The 7172-nt window shown below is 75.9% G+C and carries 6 protein-coding genes; all 6 read right to left on the reverse strand.

The annotated features are described in order from the left end of the window. Positions 1 to 28: 28 nt before the first annotated feature. Positions 29 to 1168, reverse strand: coding sequence for an iron chelate uptake ABC transporter family permease subunit (locus OG689_RS12140; RefSeq protein WP_266320072.1), 1140 nt, complete (start codon positions 1166 to 1168; stop codon positions 29 to 31). Beyond that, positions 1165 to 2235, reverse strand: coding sequence for an iron chelate uptake ABC transporter family permease subunit (locus tag OG689_RS12145; RefSeq protein WP_266320073.1), 1071 nt, complete (start codon positions 2233 to 2235; stop codon positions 1165 to 1167). Before OG689_RS12145 ends, OG689_RS12140 begins: the two co-directional genes overlap by 4 nt. After that, positions 2232 to 3062: a siderophore-interacting protein gene (locus OG689_RS12150; protein WP_266320074.1), complete on the reverse strand. Its 831-nt coding sequence runs from the start codon at positions 3060 to 3062 to the stop codon at positions 2232 to 2234. Before OG689_RS12150 ends, OG689_RS12145 begins: the two co-directional genes overlap by 4 nt. Positions 3063 to 3169: 107 nt before the next feature. Further along, positions 3170 to 4915 (reverse strand): ABC transporter ATP-binding protein, encoded by a 1746-nt coding sequence (locus OG689_RS12155; protein ID WP_266320075.1) that lies wholly within the window; start codon positions 4913 to 4915, stop codon positions 3170 to 3172. Beyond that, the gene (locus OG689_RS12160; RefSeq protein ID WP_266320077.1) at positions 4908 to 6773 is read right to left on the reverse strand and encodes an ABC transporter ATP-binding protein; all 1866 of its coding nucleotides are present in this window, start codon (positions 6771 to 6773) and stop codon (positions 4908 to 4910) included. Before OG689_RS12160 ends, OG689_RS12155 begins: the two co-directional genes overlap by 8 nt. Before the next feature lie 111 nt (positions 6774 to 6884). After that, positions 6885 to 7109 carry an MbtH family protein gene (locus OG689_RS12165; protein WP_266320079.1) on the reverse strand — a complete coding sequence of 75 codons (225 nt, stop codon included), beginning with the start codon at positions 7107 to 7109 and terminating at the stop codon, positions 6885 to 6887. Positions 7110 to 7172: the final 63 nt, after the last annotated feature.

The following is a 7172-nucleotide window of genomic DNA, read 5'->3' on the forward strand; positions in this document are numbered from 1 at the left end:
TTCGTGCGCGGCGGGTGCCGAGGGGGCCTCAGGCCCGGTCGCCCCGCCATTGACGGACGATCAGCCAGATCAGGAAGCACCCGCCGACCACCCCGGTGAGCACCCCCACCGGCAGCTGGGTCGGGGCCAGCAGCCGCTGCGCCGCCAGGTCGCTGAGCGCCAGCAGCAGGGCGCCGGTCAGCGCCGACCCGAGCAGGTTGGGCCCGGTGGCCCGGGTCAGCCGGCGGACGGCCTGCGGGGCGATCAGCGCGACGAACGGGATCGGCCCGGCGGCGGCGGTGGCCGCCGCGGTGAGCCCGACGCCGATCAGCACCAGCCGGATCCGCACCCCCTCGGTGCGCACCCCGAGCGAGGACGCGACGTCGTCGCCCATCTCCAGCATCCGCAGCGGCCGGCCGAGCAGCAGCGCCGCGGGCAGCAGTAGGGCCAGCGCGACGGCCATCGGGCCACAGTGCTCCCAGCCCCGGGCGTTGAGGCTGCCGGTGAGCCAGACCGCGGCGCTCTGCGCGTCGCTGAACGAGGCGCGGGCGATCAGGTAGGCGTTCAGTGAGGCGAGCAGCGAGCTGACGCCGATGCCGACCAGGACGAGCCGGTAGCCCTGGGTGCCGCCGCGCCGGGCCAGCAGGTACACCAGCACCGAGGTGAGCAGGCCGCCCACCACCGCGCCGCCCGCGACGGCCGCGGCGCCGCCGCCGATGACCAGGATGACGGCCAGCGCGCCGGTGGCGGAGCCGACCGTGAAGCCGATGACGTCCGGGCTGCCGAGCGGGTTGCGGGCCAGGGTCTGGAAGAGCGAGCCGGCCAGGCCCAGGGCGGCCCCCACCAGCAGGGCGGTCAGCAACCGGGGCAGCCGGACCTCCATCACCACGTACCGGTCGGCTCGGGCGCCGCCGCCGGTGAGGACGTCGAGGACGTCGGCGACCGGCAGCGGGTAGTCGCCGGCGGTCAGCGCCCAGGTCACGGCACCGAGCAGGGCCAGCACCAGCAGGCCGCCGACCACGGTGGCCCGCGGGTGCCAGCGCAGCGACCCGCCGGCGGGCAGCGGGACGGCGCGCAACGGCACCGGCGCGAGGCCGGGCCCCGGGTCGCCGGGCGGCTCTGCCGCGGGAGCGGCGGGGGGCGTCGCGGGCAGGGTGGCGGCGGGGTCGACCGCGGTGGGGCCGTTCACAGTTGGGCGATCCTCCGGCCGCGCACGAGGGCGATGAAGAGCGGGGCGCCGATGAAGGCGGTGACGACGCCGACCTGGAGTTCGGCCGGGTGCAGCGCGAGCCGGCCGATGATGTCCGAGCCGAGCAGCAGGACGGGCGCGAGCACCGCCGACAGCAGCATGATCCAGCGCTGGTCGGGCCCGCAGACGTGCCGGGCCAGGTGCGGCACGGCGAGGCCGACGAAGGCGATCGGGCCGACCGCCGCGGTGGCCGCGCCGCACAGCAGGGTGACGGCGAGCAGGCTGAGCAGCCTGGTCCGGGTCGGGTTGGCGCCGAGCGCGTGCCCGGCGTCGTCGCCGAGCGCGAGGGCGTTCAGCGGGCGGCCCAGCAGCAGGGCGAGCAGGCCGCCGGCCGCCAGGAAGGGCAGCACCTGGCCGAGCACGGCGGAGTCCACCCCGGCCAGCGTGCCGACCTGCCAGAACCGGAACCGGTTCAGGGTCAGCGGGTCGAGCAGGATCAGCCCGTTGACGAAGGCGGTGAGCACGGCGGTGACGGCGGTGCCGGCCAGCGCGAGGCGGGCCGGGGTGGCCGAGGCCCGCCCGCCCCCGCCGAGGATCTGCACCACCAGCGCGGCGACGGCCGCGCCCGCGAGTGCGAACCAGACGAAGGAGCCGAAGGTGCGCAGGTCCAGCAGGGCCGTCCCGGCGGCGACGGCGGCGGCCGCGCCGCCGTTGACGCCGAGCAGGCCGGGGTCGGCCAGCGGGTTGCGGGTGAGGGCCTGCATCATGGCGCCGGCGATGCCGAGGGCGGCGCCCACCGCGATGCCGAGCAGGGTGCGCGGGATCCGCGCGTGGTGCACCACGATCCAGTCCTCGGAGGCGGGTTCACGGTGCAGCAGGACGTGCAGGACCTGGCCGGGCGGGATGTACCGGGCGCCGACGGCGATGCCGGCGAGCGCGAGCACGGCGAGCAGCACCAGCGCTCCGGACAGCCAGGCCAGCCGGCGGCCCGTACCGGTCCGGCCGGGCGTCGCGGGCCCGGGCGCGGGGACGGCCGGCGCCGGCTTCGCCAGGATCTCGGCGGTCATGCGTGCTCGTGGTGGTCGTCCTCGTGGTGGTCGTGATTGGCCACCCCGCGCTTCCAGTAGCCGTCCACGTCGACCTGGTCCTTGCCCAGGCCGCGCTCGGTCCGCAGGTGACGGCGGATCGGCTTGAGCGTGTTGGCCTCGCCGGCGATCCAGGCGAAGCCCATGCCGGGCGGGAACTCGGCCGCGCGGACGGCCCGTTCGAGCAGGTCTCCGGTGCCGGACGGGTTGTCGCCGCGGTGCAGCCAGGTGAGCCGCAGGTCGGTGGCGGTGGTCAGCTCCTGCTCGTCCTGCGGCCCGGAGACCTCGACGAAGGCCAGCACCTTGACCCCGGCGGGCAGCATCTCCAGCCAGCGGGCGAGGGCGGGCAGCGCGGTCTCCTCGGCGGCGAGCAGGTACCAGTCGTGGACGAAGGGGATCTCCTCGGAGCCGCGCGGGCCGAAGACGCCCAGCCGCATGCCCGGTTCGGCGGCGGCGGCCCAGCCGGAGCCGACCCCGGTGCCGTGCAGGACCATGTCGATGTCGAGTTCCCGCTCGGCCCGGCGGTAGTGCCGGATCGTGTAGTCGCGGGTGACGGGCTCGACCGGGGCGTCCATCCAGGTGTCGTTCTCCACGACCGGCTCGACCGGCAGTTCGGCGCCGGGCTCGGCGAAGCAGAGCTTCACGTGGTCGGTCGGCGCCTGCTCGCAGAAGCCTTCCAGCGCCTCCCCGCCGAGGGTGACCCGCACGGTGCCGGGCGTGACCCGGACGACCCGCTTGACTTCCAGCAGACGGTACTTGAGCGGATGACGGACGATCCGCATACGCGGTGGAGCCGTGTCGGTGTTCATCGTTGTGCCCAATCCGGTGGTGGGTGTGCGCCGGCCCGGACGGCCCTGTGCCGCCGCCACGACGGGGCCGGGCGGCGGCACAGGGCAATCCTACGATTTAGGTTAGCCTAACCTGCACTCCTGGGACCAGTCATCGTCCCACCGCTCGGTCGTCCACCTGCCGGTACGTCAGCGAGCAGGCGGCCGCCGTCCAGCCGGACCACCCGGGGCATCCGGGCGATGGTGGCCGGGCGGTGCGCGATCACCACCAGGGTGCAGTCGGCGCGCAGCTCGTCCAGCGCGCCCTCCAGCCGGGCCGCCGTCACCGGGTCGATGTCGGCGGTGGCCTCGTCCAGCACCAGGACGGCCGGGTCGGCGAGCACCGCGCGCACCAGCCCGAGGATCTGCCGCTCGCCGGCCGACAGGTTGCCGCCGCGCTGGCCGACCTCGGCGTCCAGGCCGCCCGGCAGGTCCACCGTCCAGCCACGCAGGCCCAGCTGGTCGACGGTCCGTTCGATCCGGGCCCGGTCGGGGGCGCCCTGGACCAGCGCCAGATTGTCCGCGATCGTGCCCGACACCATCCGCACCTCCTGCGGCACCAGGACGATCCGGCGGCGCAGCTCCGCCTCCGGGAGGTCCGCCAGGTCGGTGCCGGCGAAGGTGACCGCGCCGCCGTCGGGGCGGTAGAGGCCGCAGAGCAGCTTGGACAGCGTGGTCTTGCCCGAGCCGGTCTCCCCGACGACGCCGGTCCGGCTGCCCTCGGGGAAGTCCAGCGAGATGCCGTGCAGGGTCCGCCCGTCGGCGCGGTAGGAGTACTCCACGTCGGCGCAGCGCAGGTCGCCGCGGGCCGGCAGGCCGGCCGGCGCCGGCGCGGGGGCGTCCTGCGGCCGGGTGGCCGCCAGCAGGTCCAGCAGCCGGGCGAGGCCGGTCCTGGCCGTCTGCACCTCGCCGACCAGCTGGGAGATCTCGGCGAAGCAGTCGAACAGGTTGCGGCTTGCCACCACGAAGACCACCACGGTGCCGAGGCTGACGCTGTCGTGCGAGACCAGCCACCCGCCGACCAGCAGCAGCACCACCAGGGCCGCGCCCTCGATCAGGCTGACCAGGTCGATCCGGTTCTCCACCCGCAGGGCCCGCCGGGCGGCACCCACCGCGCGGGTGTTCTCCCGCTCGAAGCGCCGGGTCCAGCCGGTGAGGCCGCGCGAGGTCTGCAGCGCCTCGCGGGCGGTCAGCGTCTCGGAGAAGGTCGCCGCGACGGTCGCCTCGGCGCTCGCCTTGCCGCCGAAGGCCGCGCCGGCGTCCCGCTGGAACCAGCGGGTGACCAGCAGGGTCAGCGGCAGGAAGACGGCCAGCTGCACCAGCAGCAGCATCCAGGAGTAGCCCGCCAGCACCACCAGGGTGAAGACCAGGGTGGCCGCCGAGGCGACCATGTTGCGCAGGTGCAACCGGACGAAGGCGGCCAGCGCCGCGACCTCGCCGGTGGCCCGGCGCAGCAGCTCGCCGCTGCGGTGGGTCTCCAGGAAGCGCAGCGGAGCGGTCGCCAGGTTCTCCACGGCCTGCTCGCGCAACGTCCGGACGACCTGTTCCCCGCCCGTGATCAGCAGCAGTTCGCCGACCCGGGCCAGCACCAGCTGGGCCGCGGCGAGCGCCACCAGCAGGGCCACGGCCAGGCCCAGCCCGCCGCGGTCGCCGTCGGCCAGCGAGTCGGCGGCCAGGCCGATCAGCGGGGCCACCGCCACCAGGGCCGCCGAGTCGGCCAGGCCGACGCCGAGGGCCACGGCCAGCCGGCCGCGGTGCGGGCGCAGGTACGGCGCGGCGCGGCGCAGTACCGCCCGCTGGTCGGCCTCGTCCTGGAGCAGGGGCTGCTCAGCCACGGGCCACCTCCACGGCGTTCGGGGTCACGGGGTCGGGCCTTTCGCCGGTGCGCGCCGGGGTGCCGGGCGCCGCGGTGCCGGGCGCCGGGGTGCCGGGCACCGCGGTGGTCCGGGGGCCGACGACGGCCACCCGGTCGGCGGCGTCCAGGACGGCGGAGCGGTGGGTGGCGAAGACGATCGTGCGGTCGACGGCCCACCGCCTCAGCCGTTCCAGCACCAGCCGCTCGGTGCCGGTGTCCAGGGCGGAGGTCGAGTCGTCGAGCAGCAGGACGCGCGGGTCGCCGAGCAGCGCCCGGGCGATGGCGAGGCGCTGGACCTGGCCGCCGGACAGGGCGGTGCCGCCCTCGCCGAGTTCGGTGTCGTAGCCGTCGGGCATCGCGGCGAGCTGCTCGTGGATGCCGGCGGTACGGCAGGCCTCGCGCAGCGCCTCGTCGTCGAGGTCCCGGCCGAGCCGGAGGTTGTCGGCGACGGTGCCGGAGAGCAGAACGGGCCGCTGGGCGACGTACGCGATCCGGGCGCGGACCTCGTCGAGGCGGGCCTCGCGCAGGTCGGTGCCGCCGTAGCGGACGTGGCCGGCGTCCGGGTCGTCCAGCCGGACGCCCAGGCGCAGCAGGGTGCTCTTGCCGGAGCCGGTGGCGCCGCGGACGGCGACGAACTCGCCGTGCGCCACCTCCAGGTCGAACGGACCGAGCACGGTCCGCCCGTCCCGGACGGCGGTGACGCCGGTGAAGGCGAGCGCGCCCTCGACCGGCAGCGCCTTCGCCCGGTCGGCGTCCGGCTCGGTGACGGTGGGCGGGATGGACAGCGCCTCGTCGATCCGCGCCGCCGCGACGTCCGCCTGGCCGCGTTCCAACAGGCGGTCGACCAGGACGCGGGTGGCCAGGGTGACGATCGCCATCCAGGAGGTGAAGGCGACCAGCCCGCCGAGGCTGAGCCGGCCGTCGAGGACGGCGAGGCCGCCGACGCCGACGCCCGCGGCGACCGCGAGGCGGGGGACGAACGGGGCGACGGCGGCCCAGCCGGCCTCGATCCGGGCCGCGGTGACGGTCCGCTCGGTGACCTCGGCGCTGGCACTGTGGTGGCGTTCCACCAGCGGGCGGTGGCCGCCGGTGCCACGCAGTCCGGTGCCGACCTGGAGCAGGTCGGCGACGGCGTCGGCGCGCTCCCCGTGCACCCGGGCGAGTTCGCCGCTGGCGGCGGCGAAGCGCTTGGGGAAGTACAGGTTGACCCAGACCAGGAACGGCAGGGTGCCCAGGGTGACCAGCAGCAGGCTCAGGTCGAGGACGGCGAGCGCCGGGAGCACCACCACGAAGGTGGTCGCCAGCACCACCCAGACGGCCAGGCCGTGCACCCATTCGCGCACCAGGTCGGTGTCGCGGGTGGCGCGCATCGCGAGGTCGCCGTGGCCGCGGGAGGCGAGGGCCGCGCGGTCGAGTCCGGAGAGGTGGCGCAGCAGCCGCGAACGCAGGTCGGCGCCGACCTTGGCATCGGCGAAGCCGGCCCAGTACTGCCAGCCGTAGAGGCCGGCGAACTGGACCAGGGCGGTGGCCGCGGTGGCGCCGGACCAGAGCAGCAGGGCCTGGTCGTCGTGCTTCTGGAGGCCCTCGTCGAGCGCCTTCTGGACGCACCAGGGCACCGCGAGCAGGGCCACCTGCCGGATCGCCGCGGCGATCATGGCGGCGGCGACGGTCGCGCGGTGCGGTCGCAGGGAGCCGCGCAGCAGCGCCCGGGCGCGTCGGCGCCGTTCCGGGGAGAGCGCGCCGGGCTCCAGGTCCTCGTCGGCCAGCTGCTCGGCGGTCAGACCGTCAGCGGGTCCGGCGGCGGGGCAGGCGGCGGGGTCGGGCGGTGGGGTGCTCACGTCGATCGGTCATCCGTCTGGTCGCGGCGGTCGGGTGGGAGCGGGCGGGCCCTCGGGAGGGGCTTCGGGCGGGCCCTGGGGGACGGCCCGGGGCCGTCCCCCGACGGGCGGTCAGGACGCCACGGCCTCCGTGCGGGCGATCAGGCTGGCCGGGCGCATGTCGGTCCAGTGGGTGTCGACGTACTCGGTGCAGGCCTGCCGGGTGTCCTCGCCGTGCACGGCGGTCCAGCCGGCCGGGATCTCCGCGAAGGCCGGCCACAGCGAGTGCTGGTTCTCGGCGTTGACCAGCACGAAGTAGCGGGCGTCGTCGTCCTCGAAGGGGTTGGTGGCAGTCATGTCGTCTCCTCGGGTGGCTCTGCGTCGGGTCGGGGGGGTGGCTGGTGGGTGAGGTTGGTCGGC

Source organism: Kitasatospora sp. NBC_00240, from assembly GCF_026342405.1.
In the GTDB taxonomy this organism is placed as follows: domain Bacteria; phylum Actinomycetota; class Actinomycetes; order Streptomycetales; family Streptomycetaceae; genus Kitasatospora.